This is a genomic window from Actinopolymorpha alba DSM 45243 (assembly GCF_000373925.1).
GTDB classification, from domain to species: Bacteria; Actinomycetota; Actinomycetes; order Propionibacteriales; family Actinopolymorphaceae; genus Actinopolymorpha; species Actinopolymorpha alba.
Map to the genome: position 1 here is coordinate 35950 of NZ_KB892757.1, position 21788 is coordinate 57737.

The following is a 21788-nucleotide window of genomic DNA, read 5'->3' on the forward strand; positions in this document are numbered from 1 at the left end:
TCTAGAAAGGTGCCTCGAAGTGGTAGTGGCCAGAAGGGACCGCGCAGACGAGGTGGTCCTTCTGCCGGGTAAGGACGCGCACCCCGGGTGCCTGGCCGAGCGGCAGCCCTGACTCGGAGACGGCGTCCGGCTGCTGGGTGGGTACGTGAACGGTCGCGGTGACGCCAGGTGGCACGACGACCTCGAGGGTGAACGCGTTGTCGGCACGCCACCAACGGCTCGCGACGAGTCCGCGTGGCGTCTCCTGCTCCGCGCCTGCGGAGGTGAGCGAGGGACCCGGATCCGGGCGGATCACAAGTGCGGAGTACGCCACGGAGTCCGGTGCCCGCTCGATCCCGGCGACACCGCCGTACAACCAGTCGCCCACGGCGCCCAGGCTGTAGTGGTTGAAGGAGTTCATCATCGGGGACTGGAAGCCCTGCTCCGGCGTCCAGCCGTCCCAGCGCTCCCAGATAGTCGTCGCACCGTGCCGGACCGAGAAGAGCCAACTGGGGAAGGTGTCCTGAGCGAGCAACGCGTGGGCGAGGTCGCTGCGCCCGATCCGGGCGAGCACCGGGCACAGGAGTGAGACACCGATGAACCCAGTGGTGAGGTGGTGGTCGTGTGCCTCGACATTCGCCGCGAGCTGCCTGGCCGCGGCGGGTTCGAGCTCAGTTGGCAGGAGCCCAAACTCCAGCGCCAGCAGGTAACCCGTCTGGGTGTCGCCGTGGATCCGGCCCTCGCTGTCAACGAACTCCTGCACGAACGCGGCGCGGATGTCGGCGGCGAGCGCCGCGTGGTAGTCGACCTGGTCCGTCTCGCCGAGCACCCGGGCGGTGCGCGCCACGAGGTCGGCGGAGTGGGCGAAATACGCTGTGGCGAGAACGTCGCGTGGGGTCTCGGCTCCGACCTGGAGCCAGTCCCCGTAGTTGCGGCCCATCCGGGTGCGCCAGAGCAGATCCGGGTTGTGCCGGCGGATGTGTTCGACCCAGCGCACCATCGCGGGGAAGCAGCGCCGGAGTATGCGTACCTCGCCGTACAGCTGGTACAGCGTCCAGGGGATGATCACGCCGCCGTCGCCCCATGCGGGTGCGCCTTCGCGAAGCGTGCAGACCTTCGGTGCCACGTCGGGGAAGGCGCCGTCGTCGTCCTGGGCGAAGACGACATCCTCCAGCCAACTGGCGAAGAACGCCGCGACGTCCGCGCTGCGGGCCGCCGTCGGCAGGAAGACCTGGGCGTCGGCCAGCCAGCCCAGGCGTTCGTCCCGCTGCGGGCAGTCGGTGGGAACTGAAAGGAAGTTGCCGCGTTGTCCCCAACTGATGTTGGCGGCGAGTTGGTTGATCTGGTCGTCGTCGCAGGAGAAGCTGCCTGTCCAGGGAAGGTCGCTGTGCATCACCAGGCCGGTGATGTCGTCCATGGTCAGCGTGCCGAGGTAGCCCTCGATGCGTACGTACCGGAAGCCGTGGAAGGTGAAGGTCGGCTCGTAGGTCTCGACCGGCGCGCCCCCGGCGACATAGACGTCGGTGGCCTCGACCCGGCGGAGGTTCTCCAGATAGAGGTCGCCCTCGGGCGTGAGCATCTCCGCGTGCCGCAGCTCGATCCGCGTTCCGCGCGGTGCGTCGCGCACTGTCAACCGCACCTTGCCGACGAGGTTCTGGCCGAGGTCGACCATGGTGGTGCCGTCAGGCTCTGGCCAGATGGCGCGCGGACGGAGTTCGGTGGTGACGCGCACCGGCTCCAGGCGTTGGGAACGCAGCCTCGAGGTGTCGTGGTCGACGACGGCGACGGGCAGCCAGCCAGCGTCGTCGTACCCCGGCTCCGACCACCCGTCGAGCCGGGCGCGGGCATCGAAATAGTCACCCATCAGAAGGTCGGAGTAGCGCAGGGGCCCGGCCGACTCCCGCCAGCGTTCGTCGGTGACGATGCGTTCCTCGGAGCCGTCGTCGAAGGTGAGGTGCAGCTGCGCGATCAGGGCGGGGCTGTCGCCGTAGAGCTTGCCGGCCAGGCGCGGATCGAAACCCACGAAACCCGACCACCAGCCGTCGCCGAGAATCGCGCCGATCGCGTTGTCACCGGACTTCACCAAAGCGGTGACATCGTAGGCCTGGTAGAGGATCCGGTCGCGGTAGTCAGTCCAGCCCGGGTCGAGTTCACTGTCGCCGATCCGGTGGCCGTTGAGATAGGCGCGATAGACGCCGCGGGTGCTGGAGTACAACCGGGCGCGGACCGGCCGGCGGTCGAGAGTGAACGAACGCCGCAGGTGCGAGCAGGCCTGGAGCCGGCGGGTGTTGGCGGTGAGGTCGTCGTTCTGTGGCGGGTCGAACGCGGGAGACACCGTGTCGTCCCTGCCGATCCAGGCCGCGGACCAGGCGCCGGTGTCCATCAGTCCGGTTTCGAACCACGATTCGGCCGCACCCGCGGGGGCACCGTCGACATCCCAGACGTCCACCCGCCAGCGATACGTCGTGGACGGCGCCAGGGTCGGGCCGTCGTAGGGAATGTGTAGCGTGGTGGTCGATTCGACCCGGCCAGAATCCCAGCGCGGTGCGGGGTCCTGAGAATTACCGGAATTCCGCCCGCTTTCGGCCAGGCCTTTGTCGGACTGGCCCCTCGGAATTTGGCCGGAATCGGAATCGACCAGGACGCGAATGCGATAAGCGCTCTGCGCGTCACCCCGGCGAGATGAGGCGAGTTTCCACGACAGCCGGGGAACGAGTTCGTCGATTCCCCTCGGCTCGACGAGCTGCTCACAGGTGAGCCCATAGGGCCGCAGAGTGCTTGTTTTGTTGGCCGATCCGCTGGCTGCCATGCGTTCGCTCATGGACATCCGCCCCGTCATTCATGTGGCCATTTCGTGCCCACTCGGTGGCCGCACGTTACATCTCGATTGCGAAATTGGTCAACCGGTCAGCCGGTTGACCAATTTCAGGTCGCTGATTACGTTGAGCGCGTGCTGCGGACCCGGGACAGTGCGACCGTGCCGCGGGTCAGGCCGTTCGAGCAGGAACCCGGCCGACTCGCCTACCTGCGGTGTGCGCGGTGGGGCGAAACCGCCCGGCAGCCACCCAGGTCGACCCATGCCTCTGGTGCGCTCGCGTTCGATCTGCGGGGCTCCTGGCTCGACGATGTTCGGTACGCCGGCCTGCCGTTGCTGCGGCGGATCTATGTGGGAGTCCGCGACCGGAACTGGTCGACAGTTCCCGGCACCGTCCTGCGCCGGGACTCCGTTGACGAGGCGGGCAGATCCGTGGCGACTGTCGAGGTGGTCCACCGGGCTCATGACGTCGACTTCGCCTGGACCGGCACCTTCGCGCTGTCTGGGCAGGAGTTGGTCGTAGAGATGGAAGGGCGGGTACGCCGCGACTTCCGCCGCACCCGGATCGGCCTGTGCCTCCTCCATCCCCTGCACCTGGCCGGCACGCCTGTCGAGGTCGTGGGCAAGGACGGCTTGACAACGAGCCGCTTTCCGACAGGGATCAGTCCATGGCAGCCGCTACGGGATATCTCCGAGCTTCGCTACGGCGACGGTGGGGTGCGGGTGTCGATCGCACTCGAAGGCGAAACCTTCGAGACCGAGGATCAGCGCAACTGGACTGACGCGTCGTACAAGACCTACGGCACGCCACTCGCCCTGCCGTTCCCTGTTCTCGTCCGCGACGGCGACCGGGTGTGGCAACGGATGCGGCTGCGGGTGAGCGGTGACGATGGGACTGCTCGGGCCGGTGGTGGAGCGGTTCGGGTCGGCGGTGGAGCGGGGGACCACGGTGCCTGGGTTCCCGTCCTCGGTCCGGGGAGGGCGGTCCCGAGGGTCGAGCTTGGCAACGACGTAGGACCGCTTCCCCCGATCGGCTTGCAGCACGTGGGTCCCGCCCGCACTGATCAGCAGAGCTCGGTGGTATCAGCCACGGGACCGGCGTTTCTGCACGGGCGGGTGGAGCTGGACAACGACCGGTGGCGCCAGCGCGTTGACGACGTGATGACCAGCGCGGCGAAACTCGGCGTTCCGGTCACCTTGACAGTGCGCTGCTCCTCAACGGAGCAGGTTGAGCAACTCGCCGACCTTCCCGGACCCGCCATCGACACCGTGCTGCTCTTCGACGCGCGGACGCACAAGACACTGCGGCCACTGGCTGAAGCGGGCCGGCGGGCACTCGCCGGCACTGGCATCCGGCTCGGCGGCGGGAGCTCTGCGCACTTCGCCGAACTCAACCGCACTGACGACCTCCCGATCGACCTTCTCGATGTGATCGCGTTCCCCGCCTCCGCCCAGATGCATGACACCGACCGCGCCTGCGTGCGGGAAACCCTGCGGGTACACGCGGCTGTGGTCCGCCAGGCATGCGAGCGGGCCGAAGGGCGGCCCGTTCTCGTTGGCCCGGTGGGGTTCTGGCCGCCGTTCAACGCCGTCGCGACGGACGCGGGGGAGTTGGGGCTGGCGGGCGGGGAGCCGGTGGGCGCGGGCCGGGAGTCTGCGGGCGCGAGGGGTGAGCCGGTGGGGGCCGGGGCGTTCGAGCCGCGACAGCTCAGCGTTTTCGGAGCGGCATGGACCGTCGGAGCCCTTGCCGGGCTTGGCTATGGCGGGGCCGCCGCACTGTCGATGTACGAAACGCTCAGTTGGCGGGGGATTGCCGCACCTGCCTCGCTCGGGCGCTCGGGCGTTGGTGCGGTGGGGCGGGGNGGNGGGNGGGNGGGGTCCGGGCCGGGTGCGCTGTCCGCGGGGACGCCGTTTCCGCTGTGGCAGGTGCTGGTGGCCCTGCGGCCCTTCCACGGCGGTCGGTTGCGTGCGCTCCGGTTGCCGCCCGGGCTCATCGGGCTCGCGGTCCGCAAGGGTGCCGACCAACTCCTTCTGCTGGCCAATCTCGCGGACACGGCTACGCCCGTACGCCTGGGTGAGGTGGGCGCGCTGGCTCACGAGGACTGGGACCTGCTGGCAGCCGACGACGTGGCTGGTCTTGGCTGGTCCGTACGCCGTCAACGGCGGGTTGGCAGTGCCAGAACCTTCACGCTGCCCGCGCCGGGGGTGGCGTTCTTCAGGTCAACAGAGAGGACGAGCGATGGCTGAGCCGTTCCGGGTGGGACTCACCCGCGACTTCCTCACCCCGGAAGGACGCATCGGCTGGGGTGACATCGGGCTCGACGCCCTCGATGCCGCGGACGGAGTTGTCTGGGAGTTCCTCGACGTCGACGCGGAGGAGGTGCCGGCGAGCGCGGTGGCCGCGTACGACGCGCTGCTCGTGCTCACGCCCAGGATCAGCGCGGCGACCGTGGCGAAGACCGAGCGGCTGAGCCTGGTCGCGAGATTCGGCGTTGGTTACGACAACGTCGACGTCGATGCGTGTACGCGGGCGGGGATCCTCGTCACCATCACGCCTGACGGAGTACGCCGACCGGTCGCCGTGTCCGCCCTCACCCTGTTGCTGGCGCTGACGCACCGGGTGCGCGACAAGGATCTCCTCGTCCGTGACGGGCGATGGCACGACAAGCTCGACTACATGGGCACCGGCGTCACCGGTCGTACCCTCGGTTTCGTCGGCTGGGGCAACATCGGCCAGGAGGTGTCGCGGGTCTGCCAACCCCTGCGGATGCGGCAGCTCGCGGCCGATCCGTACGCCGATACCGCCGCGGCGGCGAGTGCCGGCGTGGAGATCGTGGAGCTGAACGACCTGCTGGCGCAGGCGGATGTCGTCGTGATCACCTGCGCCCTGACGCCGCAGACCGAAGGACTCATCAACGCCGAACGCCTCGCCCGGATGAAGCCGACCGCCTTCCTCGTCAACGTCGCCCGCGGCCCGATCGTCGACCAGGCGGCACTCACGACGGTCCTCACCCAGCGCCGGATCGCGGGCGCGGCGCTCGATGTCTTCGAGACCGAACCGCCACGCGCGGATGATCCGTTGCTGCGACTCGACAACGTCCTGCTGGCACCGCACGCCATCGCGTGGACCGACGAACTCGCGCTCGGCAACGGCCGCAGCGCCGTGCAAGCCATCCTTGACGTGGCCGCCGGCCGGGTTCCGGGACACCCCGTGAACCCGCGGGCGTTGGACCACCCGCGCCTCGCCGCCCGCTTCCGTCCGACAGAGAGGGTCAGCAGATGACTGAGCCGTCCCACCCCAGCTCCGCTCGTACTGTCAACCAGGCCTTGCGCACCGGCGAACTCGTCGTCGGCACCTTCGTCTTCGAGTTCGCCACCAACGGAATCGGTCGGTTGGCCGCCGGGGCCGGCGCGGAGTTCGTCATCTACGACGCTGAGCACACCGGTTGGAGCTGGGAGACCCTCGGGCGCCTGGTGGCCACGACCCGCGGCGGCGATGCGGAGGCGTACATCCGGGTCCCGACAACGGAGCGGTCGGCGATCTCGCGGGCCCTGGATGTCGGCGCCAAAGGCATCATGATCCCGATGGTGGAAGGGGCCGAGCAGGCCCGAACCATCGTGAGCTGGGCGAAGTACCCACCCGTCGGAATTCGAGGCGCGGCGTTCGGAGTCGCCCATGACGACTACGTACGCGGCGACAACGTCGCCTACATGCGCAGGTCCAACGCCGACAACCTCATCTTCACACAGATCGAGACCGCGGCCGGTCTCGCCGCAGTGGAGGAGATCGCCGCGGTTGACGGCGTGGACGTGCTGTGGGTCGGGCACTATGACCTCACCAACAGCATGGGCATCCCGGGGGAGTTCGACCATCCCGACTACCTCGCCGCTCTCGACCGCGTCGCCAAGGCCGCACAAGCCCACGGTAAGGCGGCCGGCTTCATGGCCGGGAGCCTCCGCGAGGCGAGCATGCTGGTGGAGCGAGGGTTCCGGATCCTCGCCTACGGCGGTGATCTGTGGGTCTACCAGGACGCTCTGCGGGTGGGCATCGGCGCGGTGAAGGATCTGCGGTGACCCTGCCGAAGCAAGACCTCCTTGACGGCGCACTGGTCGACTTCGTTGACCACATCGCGGTCGCGGTGCATGACGCCGACCAGGCGTTGCACCACTACGTCAAGGCGCTCGGCCTCCGGGTGCTCGCGGACGAACGCGCCGAGGATCCGGGTGTGCGTCTGGTCTATGTGGACGCGGGCAACGTCATGATCCAGCTCGTGGAGCCGTTCCGCGAAGGCACGGTCGCGGCGTTCCTGCGCGAGCGTGGCGAGGGGCTGCACCACATCTGCTTCAACGTCGAACGCATCGAGCCGGTGCTCCAGAGCCTTCCTGGCCAGCAGGATGCGCGCATCTTCGCCGGTGGGCGTGGCCGGCGGGCCTGCTTCCTGCTCGAGGAGCCCAACGGCGTACGCATCGAACTCACCGAGCGGCATCCGGTGAGGTGAAGCACCGTGTCGCAGGCGAACCGTGACCGGGTAGTGGTCGTCCTCGATGACGACCCGACGGGAACGCAGTGTGTGGAGGGCGTTCGGGTGCTCCTCGATCCGCAGGCCGACCCGGCGTCCGCGCTCGTTGACAGTGATGCCCTTTACATCCTGACCAACACCCGCGCCTACGAGGAGAGCAGCGCCGTCGAACTCCTGCGTACCCTGCGGACCAGTGTGGAAGCCGCCGCCGCTCGCGAGGGTCGTGAGGTCGAATTCGTCCTGCGTGGTGACTCCACTCTGCGCGGGCACGTCTTCGCCGAGTCTGACGTCTTCGGAGCGGCGGACGGAGTGTTGGTGTTCGTGCCCGCCTTTCCCGCCGCCGGCCGTACCACCGTGGGAGGCGTTCACCACGTCGAGGTCGGCGGTGTACGCCTGGTGGCGGCCGACACCGAGTTCGCCGCCGATCCAGTGTTCGGTTACTCGGCCAGAACGATGGTCGAGTGGGTACGCGAGGTGGGTGACCGCCCGGCCGTCGTGGTCCCGTTGGACGTCGTACGCCGAAAGCCCACGCAGATTGCGGAGGTGATCAGATCCGCGCGTCCTGGAACGGCGGTGGTTCCCGACGTGGAGACCGACGGCGACCTCGCCCTGGTATCGGCCGCGCTCGACCGGGCCCGCCGGCTGGGCGCTTCCGTCGTCCTGCGTTGTGCGGCGCCCCTCGCGGCCCGCCGGGCGCACCACCACGCGGCCGCGTTGCTGCCCGCTCCGATCGCCCGCGTCGACGGCGGCACGCTGGTGGTCTGTGGCTCGCACACCAGCGCCAGTAGCCGGCAGTTGGCGGCGCTTGCGACGACGCTGGAGGTGCCGGTGCGAAGCTTGTCGACGGCGGCCGCCCTCGCCGACTCCGGCCGCGCGGGTGGTCAGATCGGGCGCGTCCTCACGGACGACCTTCGCCGGCACGGAGTCGCGATCCTCGCCAGCGAACGCACCCGTCAACCGACGCATGCGTCCCTGCACCATGGCGCGCAGGTGATGCGAGCGCTGTGCGAGGCCGTCACAGTCGTACGCGATCAGGTCACCGCGGTGATCGCGAAGGGGGGCATCACCTCTGCCGAGGTGGCGGTGCGTGGGCTCGGCGCTGCCACGGCGCGCGTGCGCGGGCCACTCCTGACCGGCGTACCGGTGTGGGACCTGCTGGCTGGCGCGGACAATACGATCGCGTACGCCGTCGTCCCCGGGAACGTGGGAGACGACCAGACACTGGTGGACGTGGCCAGGCCGTTCGGCCTGGGTCCAGCACGCCCGCACGAGGAGAGAGCATGACCGACGTAGCCCCGGAGTCCACACACCCGGAACGCCCCGATGGCCAGCTCTTCGCGCTGGCCTCGCGACCGCGCGAGAGCGCGGTCGCCGACATCGCCCGGCAGCTCCTGTCACAACTGTTGTCGGGGCGGATCGCGCCTGGTACGCGGCTGCCGTCGGAACGCCAACTGGCCGAAAGCCTGAGTGTGGGAAGGTCGACGGTTCGTGAAGCCCTGAAGGCGTTGGACGTCCTCGGCATCATCGAGGTACGCCAGGGCGACGGCACCTACCTGAAACAGAGCACCTCCGACCTGCTGCCGCAGGCGATCGAGTGGGGCCTCATGCTCGGCCAACCTCAGGTCCTCGATCTGATCGAGGCACGTCGGCACATCGAGGTGGTCATCGCCGAACTCGCTGCCGCTCGCGCGGACGACCGCGTCGTCGAGACCCTGCAGAAGCATCTGGCGGACATGCGGACGGCCAGGGACAGCGTGAGTTTCGTCGAGGCCGACGTGGCCTTCCACCTCGCGCTGGCAGATGCGGCGAACAACTCCGTCCTCAACGACATCCTGGTGAGCATCCGGTCGCTGCTCCGCGTGTGGATCCGGCGGGCCATTCACGTCGCCGGTGAGACGGAGACGACGATCGCGGAGCACGCGGCCATCCTCGAGGCCGTACGCACCCACTCGGCCGCGGCGGCAGGTGAGGCGATGCGCGTTCACATGGAAGCGGCGAGCGGACGCCTGCAGGAATCATTGCGCGACGACTCGTGATGTAAAGCCATCCTTGACACCCCACCTCTCGACACGAGCGAAAGGTCGATCGACGATGGAGTACTCCCTACTCGGTCCGTCCGGCGTCCGAGTCTCGAAGGTCTGCATTGGTACGGCCACCTTCGGTGTGGCACCGACCGCCGAGGATGCTGACCGAGTGGTGCACGCAGCGCTCGATCACGGCATCAACTTCTTCGACACCGCCAACGCCTACGGCAACCTCGCACACTTCGACCGGCCAGGCATGCCGACCTGGGAGCAGCGCGAACCCGCCGAGGAGATCCTCGGCCGGGCCCTCCGGGGACGCCGAGACGAGGTGATCCTGGCGACGAAGTCCCGCGAACGCATCGGCCCGGGCGTCAACGACCTTGGACTCTCCCGCAGGCACGTCATGGCTCAGCTGGAGAACAGCCTACGGCGGTTGGGGACCGACTACGTTGACATCTACTACGCCCACCATCCCGACCCGGACACACCGCTGGAGCAGACACTTCGGGCGTTCGACGACATGGTGCGCCAGGGGAAGGTGCGGTATGTCGCGCTGTCGACCTACCCCGCCTGGGAGATGACGCACGCCCTGTGGATCTGCGGCGAGCGCAACCTCCACGCACCGATCTGCGCGCAGGTCCGCTACAACCTCCTCGACCGGTCTCCGGAGGCCGAGGTGGTGCCGGCGTGCCTGCGGTTCGGGTTGTCGCTGGTGACCTTCAGTTCGTTGCACGGTGGTCTGCTGGCCGGCCTCGACGTGGCGGCGCGGGAGGTCAGCGGTTGGAAGCGCTGGGGAGGGCAGGGGTTCTCGGAGGAGGAGCTGCGGGTCGCGCGGAAGTTGGAGAAGGTGAGCGCCGAATGGGGCGTGCGCCCGCATCACCTGGCGTTGGTCTGGCTGTGGTCTCGTCCCGTCGTCGCGAGCGCGATCATCGGGCCAGAGACCGCCGCTGAGGTGACGGCCAATGCGGCAGCGGTCGACGTCACCCTCGACAGTGAACAGCTGGCGGTGTTGGAGGCCCTCGGCCGTTAGCCTGCGGTGGCCGCTTGGCCAGTCGAGCTGAACTGAGCTGGACTTGCCGCGGCGACCTCAACTGGCGGTCCGGCTAGGTGGGCCAGGCCAACACGCTGTCAAGCCCTTCTTTGCAGGCCGTGGCGTACTCCTGGTGGCGGTCGGCTATGCCCGCCTCGTCCGCCGTACCGTCGTGGACGATCGCCCGCCAGGCCAGGGAGAGAACCTCGCCGGGTTGGAGGGTCTGCGCACCGAAGCGGTGATGGTTGAGGGCCACCAGCCCATAGCTTCGGGTGAACCACGGGTGCGGCGGGTTCGTGGGATGGGGGAGGAGCGCGACACCGACATGGTGGTCCCCCACCCGGCCGGAATAGTCGACCCAGTCGGCGGGCCGATCAAATGTGACCTTCTCGCCTTGCTCGCCAGCGCTGTTGAGCAGGAAGCCACCGTCCTCCTCGTCGAGGATGTCGAGCACCCGAACTCCCAGACCAGCTTCCTTCGTACGCCCGAATGTCACCGGCCCGTCCGCCGGCAGTTGGTCGCTGCGGAGATCGACCAGGATCGCGCTCGGCGTCCAGGTGAAGGCGGTCGTCCGGCGTTCCAACAGGAGAGGAGTGCCGTCAGTGGTGATCCAACGCAGGTCGTGGCGCACCAACAACGCTTCCCCGTCTGGAGTTTCCCGGGTCTCGAGTATGGGCGGATCGCCGACCACTCGTCCGCGTCCCGGTCCGATGAGCCAGAAGTTGGCGTCGTTGACCTCGCCGTGTCCGAACCACAACGAATGGTGGTGCGGATGGTCGACGGGGGATTCCTCACTGACGGGAATTCCTCTCGGTGTCAGGAGCGGATAGACATACGGCCGATAGTCGCCGATCGTGTAGCCCCCGATGTAGCGCCCGTCGTGGTGGACCCGGATCCGTCGGTGGGACTCATGGTGGCGAAGGGTCATCGAGCTGCCTCAACTTTCCCGGCGTACACCGGATTGTGCGGACTGCGTCTCCGAGTGGCGGCCGCGATCTCGGCATCGACGTAGATCTCGTTGCGTGGTTTGAAACCTGGAAGCGCGACGACGTTCGCCAGGACGTCGACACCTCGGTGTCCGACACCAGGCGGGATGATGACCAGATCGCCAGGACGTAGCGGTGTGGTCTGCCAACTCGTCCAGTCCTCGATGTCGGGGAACGTGTCAAGCCTGGGTTGCCCACCCGTGCGGAGGCCCAGCGCGGCTGGGTCGATCACAAGGTAAAGCTCGGTCTGGGGCGCGCCGCCGCCTACGGCGTTCACCGGGTGGAAGTGGGTACGACTGTGGTCGGCGGTGATGTTGACGGCATGGGAGTTCAGGCGGTTGACACCGTCACCGGGTGCGCCGTGCGGGTTGAGGCTCCAGGGCAGGGCGAGCCGCCGGAAGGCGTCGGCATGGGGAGCGCAGCCACCCGCGGTGTCTCGCAGGAGGGCAAGCCGACGGGTGCTGGAGCAGAACGCATGCGAGGTGGATTCGCTGTCGGTGATGCGCCAGGCCCGGAACTCCCCGCGCACGGTCAGCGGTGTGCGGGGTGTGGTGACCAGCAGATCGCCCGCTTGGAGCGGCTCCCATCCGCCGATCACCTTCTCCGACCACCCGATCTCGTGGGCCCGCTCAGTCAGCACACCCAGCGCGCGGCGCGCGTCGCCGTTCGCATACTCCTCCGGCGGGCCGTGGCTCGCCCACAGGCTGGTGAGATCACTCAAGACCTCGCCGAAGCGTCCATCGGCGAATCGTCCAGCCATCGCCCGCACGACGCTTCGCGCCTCGGGAACGATCGAGTCGCCAGCATCGGCCAGCACCTCGAAGGCGGCGCGGACCTCTTCTGGTAACGGAACCGTGCGGTAACGGTCAGGCAGGGGAGCACCGTCGCCTTCCTGAGTCAGGTAGCCCGCGTCGAGCCATACCAAGGCGGAACCCGAGTCGATCCAGTGGTACGCAACGCCGTCAGAGCGGAGCGTGGTGGTGCCGCTGACGGCGTACGACGCGAGTTCGTACCCCGGACATGCCTGGCGGAAGGCATCCCGCGCGCCTGCCTGCGAGCGCTCGGGCGCCCCGATCGTGGTGGTCGTCACTGCTCGCATGGCGAGTGCTCTCCCTCCTCCGAAGTCCGCGGCTGCCGTCAACTGACCGTGGGGTACTCCGGCGCCTGCTTGGTGCCGACATAGCGATGGTGCGGCCCCAGGTAGCTCATCGTCACGGCTCGGCGCGGTGTGCCGGACGTGTTCGCGGCGCTGCCATGAATGAGCAGGCTGTGGAAGAAGATTCCCGTTCCCCGCTTCATGGGTACGGCCACGAGATCATCACCATCGTAGCGATCTGTCGGGATCACGTAGTCGTTCTGAGTCGACACATGGGGCATCGGACCCTTGCGGTGACTTCCCTTCACCACCATGAGGCAACCGTTGTCGAGCGTGGCGTCATCGAAGGGAATCCAGCATGACCACAGAGACATCGGCTCGATCGGCCAGTACGGAGAATCCTGGTGAACGCCCTTCTCCGAGCCCACCTGGGCCGGCTTCATCAGGGCGTCGGCACGGAAGAGCCGGATGGGTTCGCCCACGATGTCACGCATCCGGTCGATGATTTCCTTGCGGGTGATCAGTTTCCGGAACAGGTCATCGTGAATGAGGCCGCCGATCTTGCGGATATCGTGACCTTTAGGTAGCTGCGGGCCGTTTGTTTCGACCATCGGCTCGCGATGGAGAGAAAGTCCCTCAGGGAGCGCGCGGGCAGTAGCCGCGAATTCTTGTAGCCGCTCCACGAAGAGACTACACTCGCCGTCCGGAATCAGCCCTTCGACGAGAAAGTATCCATCGTGCTCTGCTCGTTCGGCGAGGGTGTGCGGCGCACGATCCGGATGTGCGGGCTCTGAAATAGTCACGACGTGTCTCCTCCAGTCGATGCTCGCGTTGACATCACCAGTCTGCGGGCTCGCCGCTGGTTCTTGAATGGACAATCCTGTCGAGGTCCTGGACAAGATTGTCACATTGACCAACGGCCGGATCGGGCCTTCCCACCTGGCCGACGAGCAAGAGAAGGGGCCCATGAGAATTACTGACGTGAAGGTCGCCGAAGCACCGATCGGTTCGCGGTTCAGCAATGCGGTGATCGACTTCTCCCGGATGACGGTTTCCGTGATCGCCGTCGAGACGGATGTGGTGGTGGCCGGTGAGCGGGTCGTGGGATACGGCTTCAACTCAAACGGCCGGTACGCGCAGACCGGAATCCTGACCGAGCGAGTGCTCCCTCGGCTCCGCGACGCCGCGTCCGAGGTGCTGGTCGACCCGGAGACCGGCATCCTCGACCCGGTCACGGCCCGCGCGGTCATGATGACGAACGAAAAGCCAGGCGGCCACGGCGACCGTGCCGTCGCGGTCGGCATCGTGGACATGGCGTTGTGGGATGCCGTCGCGAAGGCGACCGGCCGGCCGCTCTACCAGGCGCTTCACGACCGTTTCAACCTGGTCGACAAGCCGGCTGAGTCGGTGTGGGTCTATGCCGCCGGCGGCTATTACTACCCCGACGGGACGCTCGGCTCGTTGCGGGACGAGATCCGAAGCTACCTCGATCTCGGCTATCGCGATGTCAAGATCAAGATCGGGGGAGCGTCGCTGGCGTCAGATCTCGAACGTATCGAGGGTGTTCTTGCGATCCTGCCCGACGGCTGTCGGCTGGCCGTGGATGCCAACGGCAGGTTCGATCTGCCGACCGCGCTGTCGTACGCCTCGGCGCTGTCGGCGTACGACCTGTTGTGGTACGAAGAGCCCTGTGACCCGCTGGACTATCTGAGCCATGCGGTCCTCGCCGAGGAGTATCCCGGCCGGCTCGCCACGGGTGAGAACCTCTTCGCCGTGCAGGAGGTACGCAATCTCGCCCGCCATGCCGGACTCCGGCCACACCAGGACATCCTGCAGATGGACCCCTCGCTCAGTTACGGAGCCGCCGAATACGCCGAGATGCTTGGTTGTCTCTGCGCGCGGGGCTGGCAGGCGGCGCGGTGCTGCCCCCACGGCGGGCATCTGTACAACCTCGCGGTGGCGGCGGCCTTCGGGTTGGGCGGCTGTGAGTCCTATCCGCGGGTGTTCGAGCCGTTCGGCGGTTTCGTCGACGAGCAACCGATCGAGGACGGGCGGGTACGCCTGGCCAACGACCTTCCGGGGATCGGAATCGAAGGCAAGGCCGCCTTGCACGACCTCGTGCGCCGGCTCTTCAGGTGAGAGTCCGGCGGCTCAGAGGCGCCTGGTCGATCCGCGGACCAGAAGCTCAGGCATCGGATCCTTGATGAGCAGGTCGGTGTCACGCGTGGGTCGGCGTTCGTCAAGGAGGAGTTGCGCGGCCTCCCGTCCGAGCTTGGCGAGCGGGAGGCGGACGACGGTGAGCGGCGGCGTGAGGTGCCCGCTGAACCATAGGCTGTGAAGCGCGACCACTGAGATGTCGTCCGGCACCTGACGGCCAGCTTCACCGAGTCCGGTGACGACACCAGCGGCCACCAGAGCGTTGGTCACCAGCACTGCCGTGATGGAGGGGAAGCCCCGCAGCAACTCGCGCGCGGCCACCGCGCCACCGGCTGGATCCCACCCACAGGAGATCTCCCACCCCGGACGTGGCCGGATTCCTGCCTCGGAGAGCGCGTGCCGGTACGCCGTGGCCCGACGTTCTGACACGTCGGAGCCGGGCGCGCCCGCGACGAATCCGATGCGTTCGTGTCCCAACTCGACCAGATGATTGACGGCGAGATCGACCGCGGCCTCGTCGTCAAGGTAGACGCCGGGAAGGCCGTCGCGCGGGCGGGAGTTGGTGAGGACGACCGGAACGTGCCGAGCGGCCAGAGTTACCCGATTGTCGAACCCCGCATGGCTCGCGACCTGCCAGAGCAGCCCGTCGACCCGGCCGTCAGCGGCCAGCCGGCGAAGCGCCGCCTCGTCGGTGAGGGTGTCGGCGTCGACGAGCATGAGAACGCTGCCCGCCTGGCTGGTGGCCAGCTGGGCGCCCTGGATGATGTCGGCGTAGATGGGGCTGCTGACATCGTGAACGACCAGACCGACAACGCCCATCGTGGTGGCGCGGAGGCTGCTTGGGCGTGGCGGTGGGGCGTGGACGGGTTGGAGAGTACGCCGTGGAGGCGACAGGCGTACGGCAGCGGACCGGATCATGGCGTGAAGCCTCCCTCGTCGATGCGCAGGACGAGCGGTTGGAGCCAGGACTGCTGGGGCGGCAGGCTGATCTCCAGCGCTCGCTCTGTCCTGACCCACCGCAAGGGGTCCTTGACGCCAACCACCTCCACCCTGGCGGGATCGCTGGCCAGCAGGCCGGCCGCCCGCCCCAGCGAGGTGAGGCGCACGGTCTGGTCGTGGGGTTCACCGAGCACGATCGCGTACACACTGCCGTCCTTCGCGGTGAAGCGAACATCCTCACCGGTGTAAGGGAGGTCGGCCTCGGGGAAGCGGTCGCCATTGCGCTCACCCGTGGTCGAGCCCTCGCCGTAGACCTTCCAGGGACGGCTGCCGTAGATCGCCTCGCCGTTATGGCGCAGCCAGGCCCCGATCTCCTCCAGTATCGCGACTTCCCGCGCGTCGATGGTGCCGTCGGGGCGCTGGGGAACGCTGAGGAGGAGACTGCCGTTCTTGCTCACAACATCGACCAGCATCTGAAGGACCTGTCGAGCGCTCTTGTAGGGCAGGTCCTTCTCGTAGAACCAATGACCAAGACAGGTGTCCATCTGCCACGGACGATCCCGCATGTCCACGAGCAGGTTGCGCTCGACGTCGAGGGTCACCCCGCCGGTGTCCGAATCGACCAACTGCTTGATGGTCGCGATCAGCCGCGATCGGTCGCCGTGCCAGAGACGGCTGTGCTCGTGCATGCGGTGCAGGAGTTCGGCGCCAGCATCAGTTGGCGGCCTCGTCTCGCAGATACTGCCGCTGGCAAAGGGGAGTCGGGAGTCGTCGAAGTAGACGAACTCCGGACGGTAACGCGTGAAGGCATCCCAGACCCGACGATAGAAGTCGGCGACGACGTCGGGATCCGGCGGCTCGTCGCCTCGACGCGAACGCCCGTAGAGTTTCGCCGGGTCGAGACCATCCCACCACCGCCCAGCACCATCGGCCGCCGTGAGGTGACCATCGTAAGGAACGCCAGGAAGCGGGCCGTCCTGGTCGGCGCCGAACGCCACGTCCAACAACTGCCACGACCAGTTGGCATGGAAGCTGAGACCGAAGGGCAGGTTGTGACGACGGGCGGCCCTGGCCCATTCCTCCACCACGTCGCGCTTCGGGCCGACATTGACGGAATTCCACGGCTGATGAAGGGAATTCCACAGGTCGAAGTTGTCGATGTGGTTGGCGAGTGAGACGAAGTATCTCGCTCCGGCGCGGACGTAGAGGTCCATCAGGGCGTCAGGATCCCAGCGTTCGGCAGTCCATGCGCGGCAGATGTCCTTGTGGCCGAACTCCGAAGGGTGGCCGAAGCGTTCCTCATGCGTCCGCCGCCGGGACGGCCCGAGGGCATCTGGCTTCTCCGCGTCAGGACTGAGGTAGAGCCGGCGCGCGTACCAGTCACCACGCATCGGAACGGACTGCGGACCCCAGTGCGCCCAGATCCCGAACTTCGCGTCCTCGAACCATCTCGACATCGCGCCTGTCCTTCCGTCGCGGTCGGAAGCGGCGAGTCTTCCCCGCTCGGCCATGCGAGCAACGCTCACACGTTTGATCACGAGATTAGGACTGTGCCGGGAACGCGTTCAAGGCGTCGCCGGCGGCCGGCGCCGGACAACCGTGGGCGCGTCACGGGTCTGCGGGAAACGTCTCTGGTATGCCGCAAGGTTTCGACACCTTGGACCGCCCTCCTGGCCGGGGGCGGTCCTGAGCAAGGCGGAGAGTGAGTCTCCGGAAACCTGGGGTTGACTCAGACGTACCACCGAAGCAAACTGCCGGCATACCGCCGGCATGCATCATCTGGTATGCCGCCAGCATTTGGCCGCGGGGGACGTTCCATCACTTGCGCCGACCGCATGCGTTCGACCGTCCTTGCTGTGCCGTTGACGCAGGAAGCACGGACTTCTTCAACAGTGCTGAGGTGCACGAAAGGAGCCCAGGATGACTGGGACCGCACAGCAGGAGGACCAACCGCAGGGAATGACCCGGCGTAACTTCGTCAAGTCCAGTGCACTGGTGAGCCCGGCCGCGATGCTCGTCGCCGGGCAGGTGACACCGGCCTTGGCCGAGCCACCCGGCCCGACGTCGAAGCCATTGTCCAAACCATTGCGTAAGGCGACTGCGCTGACGGGTACGATCCCTGCCTTCCCTGGTGCCGAAGGTGGTGGCAAGTACGTCACCGGCGGTCGGGGTTGCGAGGTCTATGAGGTCACGAACCTCAACGACTCAGGTCCAGGGTCCTTGCGGGACGCGGTTTCGACCGACAACCGCACCGTCGTTTTCCGGGTGTCGGGCAACATCGACATCAATGGCGGGCTCGATGTCCTCGGGTCCAACATCACCATCGCCGGCCAGACGGCGCCGGGTTACGGGATCAGCGTCAACCAGAACGAGTTCCAGATCAAAGGTGACAACGTCATTGTCCGCTACCTGAGGTTTCGCGGCGGAGACCCGCTCGGCACACCGATCGACACGTTTGGCTTCCGGGGCCGCAACGGCGTGATCATCGACCACTGCTCGATGAGCTGGGGTGTCGACGAGACCTGTTCGCCGTACGGCAACACCAACGTCACTATCCAGTGGTGCATCATCTCCGAAGGCCTGGCCCAGTCGGTGCACGACAAGGGTTTGCATGGCTTTGGCGGATTGTGGGGCGGCGACAACGTCACCTACCACCACAACCTCCTGATCCACCAGGGCGGTCGCAACCCGAGGTTCAGTTTCACCGAAGACATGATGCTCTTTGTCGACCACCGCAACAACATCATCTACAACCATGGATACACCTCGTGCTACGGCGGCGAGTGGGCCAACGGCGTTCATCTTCGCGACAACTACTACAAGCCCGGGCCCAACACATTGTCAGATATCGCACCCGTGATCGTCGCACCGGGTCGTTTGGGCCAGTGGTACGTCGACGGGAACGTCGTCGAGGGACATCCGGACGTGACCGCCGACAACCGTCTCGGGATCGAGGAGACGGTGGGCGGGATCACCCTGCTGTCTGACCCCATGAAGTTCCCGAACGAGATCACCGCGCAGTCCGCTCAACAAGCCTACGAGTCGGTTCTCAACAACGTGGGTGCCATCCTCCCGCGCCGCGATGCGGTCGACGCCCGTTTGATCAACGAGGTCCGCACCGGCACGGGCCGCATGATCAACTCGCAGAAGGAAGTCGGTGGCTGGCCGCCGATTCCGACTGCCGAGCCACCGGTCGACACAGACCACGACGGGATGCCGGACGACTGGGAGATCGCGCACAAGCTGGATCCAGCGAATCCCGCCGATGGCAGCGAGGTGAAAGGCGGCAACAACGGTTACACAAACCTGGAGGTCTATCTGAACTCCATCGGTCCGGCCGTCTCGACGGGCAATCCCACCGTCAAAGTGACCCGGCCTCGGATCGACCAGGTGTTCGCCACCCAGAACCCCACGCAGGAGATCACCATCGAGGCGGCGGCGGCCGCGGACAAAGGCGTGAACATCACCAAGGTGGAGTTCTATGCCGGTGACCAGAAACTCGGTGAGTCGACGGCCGCTCCCTATTCGTTCGTCTGGCCGAACGCACCCGCCGGTACGCATTTCCTGACCGCGCGGGCCACCGACAGCGTGGGGAGTTCCACCACCTCCAGTTGCGTGCCTGTCCACGTCAACGCCACAACCGCGGTCACACCGTGGCAGGCGCGTGACATCGGGAACGTGCCGGTCCCGGGCGCGGTCTCGCTGGTCAACAACGTCTTCACGGTCAGGGGATCGGGCAAGATCAAGGGCCGGTCGGCTTCGTTCTTCTACGTCTACCAGCCGATCACCGTCTCCAGCGACGACATCGTGGAGATCTACGTCAAGATCGACAGCCTGAGCCGGGTCTACGAAGGCAACTTCGCCGGTGTCATGCTCCGCGAGAATCTCACCCCAGATTCGCCGTACTTCGCGGCCGGGATCATCATCGAAGGTGGCAGCCTCAAGGGCCATGTGAGCCGGATCGCGCGCTACGGAAACGAGGTGAGCATCAGTCCGTATCCCTGGGACGACAGTCTTCTGAGCAAGAAGCCCTACTACATCAGGGTCACCAAGCGGGGCTTCGAACTGTCCGCCGAGCTGTCCTCGGACTCGCTCCAGTGGACGCGGATCGGCTACGAGCGCATCGACATGCCGGACAAGATCCACGTCGGGCTCGCGGTGGATGGCAACAAGCAGGACAACGACGTGGCCTACTACTCCACGGCGAAGTTCAGCCAGGTGCGTATCCGGTACTAGCCGGGGAAACCACGAGGAGGCCGGGCCCGGCGCATCCGCGGGGCCCGGCCTCCACCGGGTCAGGACTGGGCGGCTGGTACCCAGAGCCGCATCGCACAGTCGTCGCGGTTGTCCCATTGGAAGTAGGGGATGGCAACCGCCTGCGTCGCGGTTTCGACGGTCTCTGGAGGACGCGGGAAATACGGCAGGCCCTCGGAATGAGGCAGGGAGCTGGTGCGTATGCCGGCCCCGATCGTGACGGTACGGCCGATCCCCGGCAGGTCTGGGCGATGGACGACCTCGAGGTCGGCGCCCGGTGCCAGGGTGAGGGTGTCGATGTCAATGCCGGCTTGCTGGTCCTGCTGCTCGAAGCAGTACACCAGGGGACCACGCTCAAGCGCGACGCAGCCTCGCAGAGCGTCGACCCGCGGGTGCGGATACGTCAGCCGGGGGTTCATATCGAGATGGAGCGTGACAACCTCACCTTGCCGCCAGGCCCGTTTGAGGGTCAGGTAGCCATCCGGGTTGGGCTCGACGAGATGTTCCTCGGCACCGATGAGGAGACGGGTGGTCGCGCTCCACGGGGGAATCCGCAGGCCGAGCACGACCTCCTCCTCCGGTGCCTGGCGTACGGTGAGGACGATCGCTCCGTCCCAGGGATAGTCGGTTTGGACGTCGAACTCCAGCACACCACCTCGGCGCCGGGTCGCGAGCGTGCCTGCGGTGTACTGATGGACGTAGAGGCCTTCCGCCGTTGTCGTTGCCACGTAGTGCTGGAGCGAGGAGACCAGCCGGGTGACATTGGGTGGGCAGCAGGCTGAGAAGAACCACCCCCGACGCCGGAGCGGCTCCTCGAACGTGACGTGGTCCCGGCGGCGCTGCAGGGGATTGCCCTTGAAGAACCTCAGACCGTCCGCTGACGTGGCCGCGGCGAAACCGTTGTAGAGAGTGCGTTCGATGAGGTCGGCGTAGCGGCCGTTCCCGGTCGCGAGGAGGAGGCGCCAGGCCCAGTGGATGCTCGCGACCGCCGCGCACGTCTCGTTGTACGCCAGATCGGGCGGGAGTTCGTAGCGCTCTCCGAACGCCTCACCGAGCAGTCGCGTGCCGTGCCCGCCGGTGAGCGCGGTCCTCGCGGCGACCATGTCATCCCAGCGGCGTTCGGACGCTGCCAGCAGGGATTCGTCGCCGGTCTCGAGGTAGACGTCGACGATGCCCGCTTCCAGATAGAGCGCGCGTACGGCGTGCCCCACGATGATGGGGGCGTCACGCACTGGAGCGTGGTCCTGGAAATACTCCGATCCACGCCTGCTGTGACCGGCAAGGCCTCGGCCGCGGTCGTCGACGTGCCGCTTCGCGAGTTCCAGATACGACTGCTCGCCGGTGAGCCGGAACAACTCGACCAGCGCGGTCTCCACCTGTGGGTGACCGTCAAGGCCTGGCGGGTCGCCGTGCAAGTAGACCTTGACGAGATGGTCGGCGAACCGCCGGGCCACCCCGAGCAGGCGTTCGTCGCCGAAGCAGCGCGCGGCGGCGGTCGCGGCCTGCATGAGGTGCCCCGCGCAGTAGAGCTCGTGGCTGTTCTCGAGGCGGGTATAGCGCCGGCCGGGTTCGGCGACCTGGTAGTGGGAGTTGAGGTAGCCGTCCTCTTGTTGGGCGCGCTCGAGCAGTGCGGTCGTCTCGACGAGGAACGCCTCCAACGCGTCGTCGCGATGCCGGCCAAGCTCCCAGGCGGCCGTCTCCAGCATCTTGTAGACGTCGGAATCCATGTAGACCGGCCCGCGGTAGGTGCCGGTGGCCTCGCCTGCCGCGATCTGGAGGTTGCGGAGGTTGCCCGCTTCGTCGAGCTTCCGCAGGCCCAGCGGAATGCTGGCGGCCTGGTTGACCCGCTGCCAGTGCGCCCACAGGCCGGAGGCGACCGTGGCATCGCCGTGTTCCAGGGGGAGGTGTCGAGCGCAGGAAGCGGTTGACGGGACGGCCGGACCGCCGGCCTGGGCGAGCACGTGCTGCTGGGTGGTCGGCATGGCATC

16 protein-coding genes are annotated in these 21788 nt (G+C 67.2%); 9 read left to right on the forward strand and 7 right to left on the reverse strand.

All coding sequences use genetic code 11. The features are described from left to right. Position 1: 1 nt before the first annotated feature. Complete coding sequence (locus tag B141_RS0117785) at positions 2-2800, reverse strand: alpha-L-rhamnosidase (RefSeq protein WP_169512941.1); 2799 nt, start codon at positions 2798-2800, stop codon at positions 2-4. Positions 2801-2956: 156 nt separating this feature from the next. On the opposite strand from B141_RS0117785, the gene B141_RS53235 reads away from it, so the two are divergent. Genes B141_RS53235 through B141_RS0117820 form a run of 7 tightly spaced genes read left to right on the forward strand, consistent with a single transcriptional unit; the run spans position 2957 to position 10368 of the window. Next, complete coding sequence (locus B141_RS53235) at positions 2957-5041, forward strand: D-apionate lactonase family protein (RefSeq protein WP_474775225.1); 2085 nt, start codon at positions 2957-2959, stop codon at positions 5039-5041. Then, positions 5034-6077: a 2-hydroxyacid dehydrogenase gene (locus B141_RS0117795; protein WP_020576535.1), complete on the forward strand. Its 1044-nt coding sequence runs from the start codon at positions 5034-5036 to the stop codon at positions 6075-6077. The genes B141_RS53235 and B141_RS0117795 overlap by 8 nt, the downstream gene beginning before the upstream one ends. After that, positions 6074-6868 (forward strand): HpcH/HpaI aldolase family protein, encoded by a 795-nt coding sequence (locus B141_RS0117800; RefSeq protein ID WP_020576536.1) that lies wholly within the window; start codon positions 6074-6076, stop codon positions 6866-6868. The genes B141_RS0117795 and B141_RS0117800 overlap by 4 nt, the downstream gene beginning before the upstream one ends. Continuing rightward, positions 6865-7293, forward strand: a complete 429-nt coding sequence (locus B141_RS41305; protein ID WP_020576537.1) for a VOC family protein — start codon at positions 6865-6867, stop codon at positions 7291-7293. The genes B141_RS0117800 and B141_RS41305 overlap by 4 nt, the downstream gene beginning before the upstream one ends. Before the next feature lie 6 nt (positions 7294-7299). Then, positions 7300-8598 (forward strand): four-carbon acid sugar kinase family protein, encoded by a 1299-nt coding sequence (locus B141_RS41310; RefSeq protein WP_020576538.1) that lies wholly within the window; start codon positions 7300-7302, stop codon positions 8596-8598. Further along, a complete protein-coding gene (locus B141_RS0117815) occupies positions 8595-9350 on the forward strand; it encodes a FadR/GntR family transcriptional regulator (RefSeq protein ID WP_020576539.1) in 756 nt (251 codons plus the stop codon). The genes B141_RS41310 and B141_RS0117815 overlap by 4 nt, the downstream gene beginning before the upstream one ends. A 55-nt stretch (positions 9351-9405) precedes the next feature. Further along, positions 9406-10368, forward strand: coding sequence for an aldo/keto reductase (locus B141_RS0117820; RefSeq protein WP_020576540.1), 963 nt, complete (start codon positions 9406-9408; stop codon positions 10366-10368). A gap of 73 nt (positions 10369-10441) precedes the next feature. Here the strand turns inward: B141_RS0117820 and B141_RS45790 are convergent, their stop codons facing one another. From B141_RS45790 to B141_RS47550, 3 genes are read right to left on the reverse strand one after another with little or no spacing between them, the layout of a single operon-like run. Beyond that, positions 10442-11296 (reverse strand): DUF6807 domain-containing protein, encoded by an 855-nt coding sequence (locus B141_RS45790; protein WP_020576541.1) that lies wholly within the window; start codon positions 11294-11296, stop codon positions 10442-10444. Then, on the reverse strand, positions 11293-12453 hold the full coding sequence (locus B141_RS0117830) for a cupin domain-containing protein (RefSeq protein WP_157181091.1): 1161 nt from the start codon (positions 12451-12453) through the stop codon (positions 11293-11295). Before B141_RS0117830 ends, B141_RS45790 begins: the two co-directional genes overlap by 4 nt. A gap of 38 nt (positions 12454-12491) precedes the next feature. Beyond that, positions 12492-13349 (reverse strand): phytanoyl-CoA dioxygenase family protein, encoded by an 858-nt coding sequence (locus B141_RS47550; RefSeq protein WP_157181092.1) that lies wholly within the window; start codon positions 13347-13349, stop codon positions 12492-12494. 67 nt (positions 13350-13416) lie between these two features. On the opposite strand from B141_RS47550, the gene B141_RS0117840 reads away from it, so the two are divergent. Continuing rightward, positions 13417-14589 carry an enolase C-terminal domain-like protein gene (locus tag B141_RS0117840; protein WP_026257321.1) on the forward strand — a complete coding sequence of 391 codons (1173 nt, stop codon included), beginning with the start codon at positions 13417-13419 and terminating at the stop codon, positions 14587-14589. A 12-nt stretch (positions 14590-14601) separates the two neighbouring features. Here B141_RS0117840 and B141_RS45795 read toward each other — a convergent pair whose 3' ends face one another. Both B141_RS45795 and B141_RS41325 read right to left on the reverse strand, forming a co-directional pair. Further along, positions 14602-15525 (reverse strand): LacI family DNA-binding transcriptional regulator, encoded by a 924-nt coding sequence (locus B141_RS45795; protein ID WP_020576545.1) that lies wholly within the window; start codon positions 15523-15525, stop codon positions 14602-14604. Further along, positions 15522-17003, reverse strand: coding sequence for an alpha-L-fucosidase (locus tag B141_RS41325; protein ID WP_020576546.1), 1482 nt, complete (start codon positions 17001-17003; stop codon positions 15522-15524). The genes B141_RS45795 and B141_RS41325 overlap by 4 nt, the downstream gene beginning before the upstream one ends. Positions 17004-17466: 463 nt before the next feature. Between B141_RS41325 and B141_RS41330 the strand changes: the two genes are divergently transcribed. Next, positions 17467-19782 (forward strand): Ig-like domain-containing protein, encoded by a 2316-nt coding sequence (locus B141_RS41330; RefSeq protein ID WP_020576547.1) that lies wholly within the window; start codon positions 17467-17469, stop codon positions 19780-19782. Between the two features lie 59 nt (positions 19783-19841). On the opposite strand, the gene B141_RS0117860 is transcribed toward B141_RS41330, so the two are convergent. Beyond that, positions 19842-21782, reverse strand: a complete 1941-nt coding sequence (locus B141_RS0117860; protein ID WP_020576548.1) for a glycoside hydrolase family 127 protein — start codon at positions 21780-21782, stop codon at positions 19842-19844. Positions 21783-21788: the final 6 nt, after the last annotated feature.

Coding starts and splice junctions, on each gene's coding strand:
- B141_RS0117815 (WP_020576539.1), top strand. CDS start 8,595: ATGACCGACGTAGCCCCGGAGTCCACACACCCGGAACGCCCCGATGGC.
- B141_RS41325 (WP_020576546.1), bottom strand. CDS start 17,003: ATGTCGAGATGGTTCGAGGACGCGAAGTTCGGGATCTGGGCGCACTGG.
- B141_RS45795 (WP_020576545.1), bottom strand. CDS start 15,525: ATGATCCGGTCCGCTGCCGTACGCCTGTCGCCTCCACGGCGTACTCTC.
- B141_RS0117820 (WP_020576540.1), top strand. CDS start 9,406: ATGGAGTACTCCCTACTCGGTCCGTCCGGCGTCCGAGTCTCGAAGGTC.
- B141_RS45790 (WP_020576541.1), bottom strand. CDS start 11,296: ATGACCCTTCGCCACCATGAGTCCCACCGACGGATCCGGGTCCACCAC.
- B141_RS0117800 (WP_020576536.1), top strand. CDS start 6,074: ATGACTGAGCCGTCCCACCCCAGCTCCGCTCGTACTGTCAACCAGGCC.
- B141_RS0117860 (WP_020576548.1), bottom strand. CDS start 21,782: ATGCCGACCACCCAGCAGCACGTGCTCGCCCAGGCCGGCGGTCCGGCC.
- B141_RS41330 (WP_020576547.1), top strand. CDS start 17,467: ATGACTGGGACCGCACAGCAGGAGGACCAACCGCAGGGAATGACCCGG.
- B141_RS0117830 (WP_157181091.1), bottom strand. CDS start 12,453: ATGCGAGCAGTGACGACCACCACGATCGGGGCGCCCGAGCGCTCGCAG.
- B141_RS0117795 (WP_020576535.1), top strand. CDS start 5,034: ATGGCTGAGCCGTTCCGGGTGGGACTCACCCGCGACTTCCTCACCCCG.
- B141_RS0117785 (WP_169512941.1), bottom strand. CDS start 2,800: ATGAGCGAACGCATGGCAGCCAGCGGATCGGCCAACAAAACAAGCACT.
- B141_RS0117840 (WP_026257321.1), top strand. CDS start 13,417: ATGAGAATTACTGACGTGAAGGTCGCCGAAGCACCGATCGGTTCGCGG.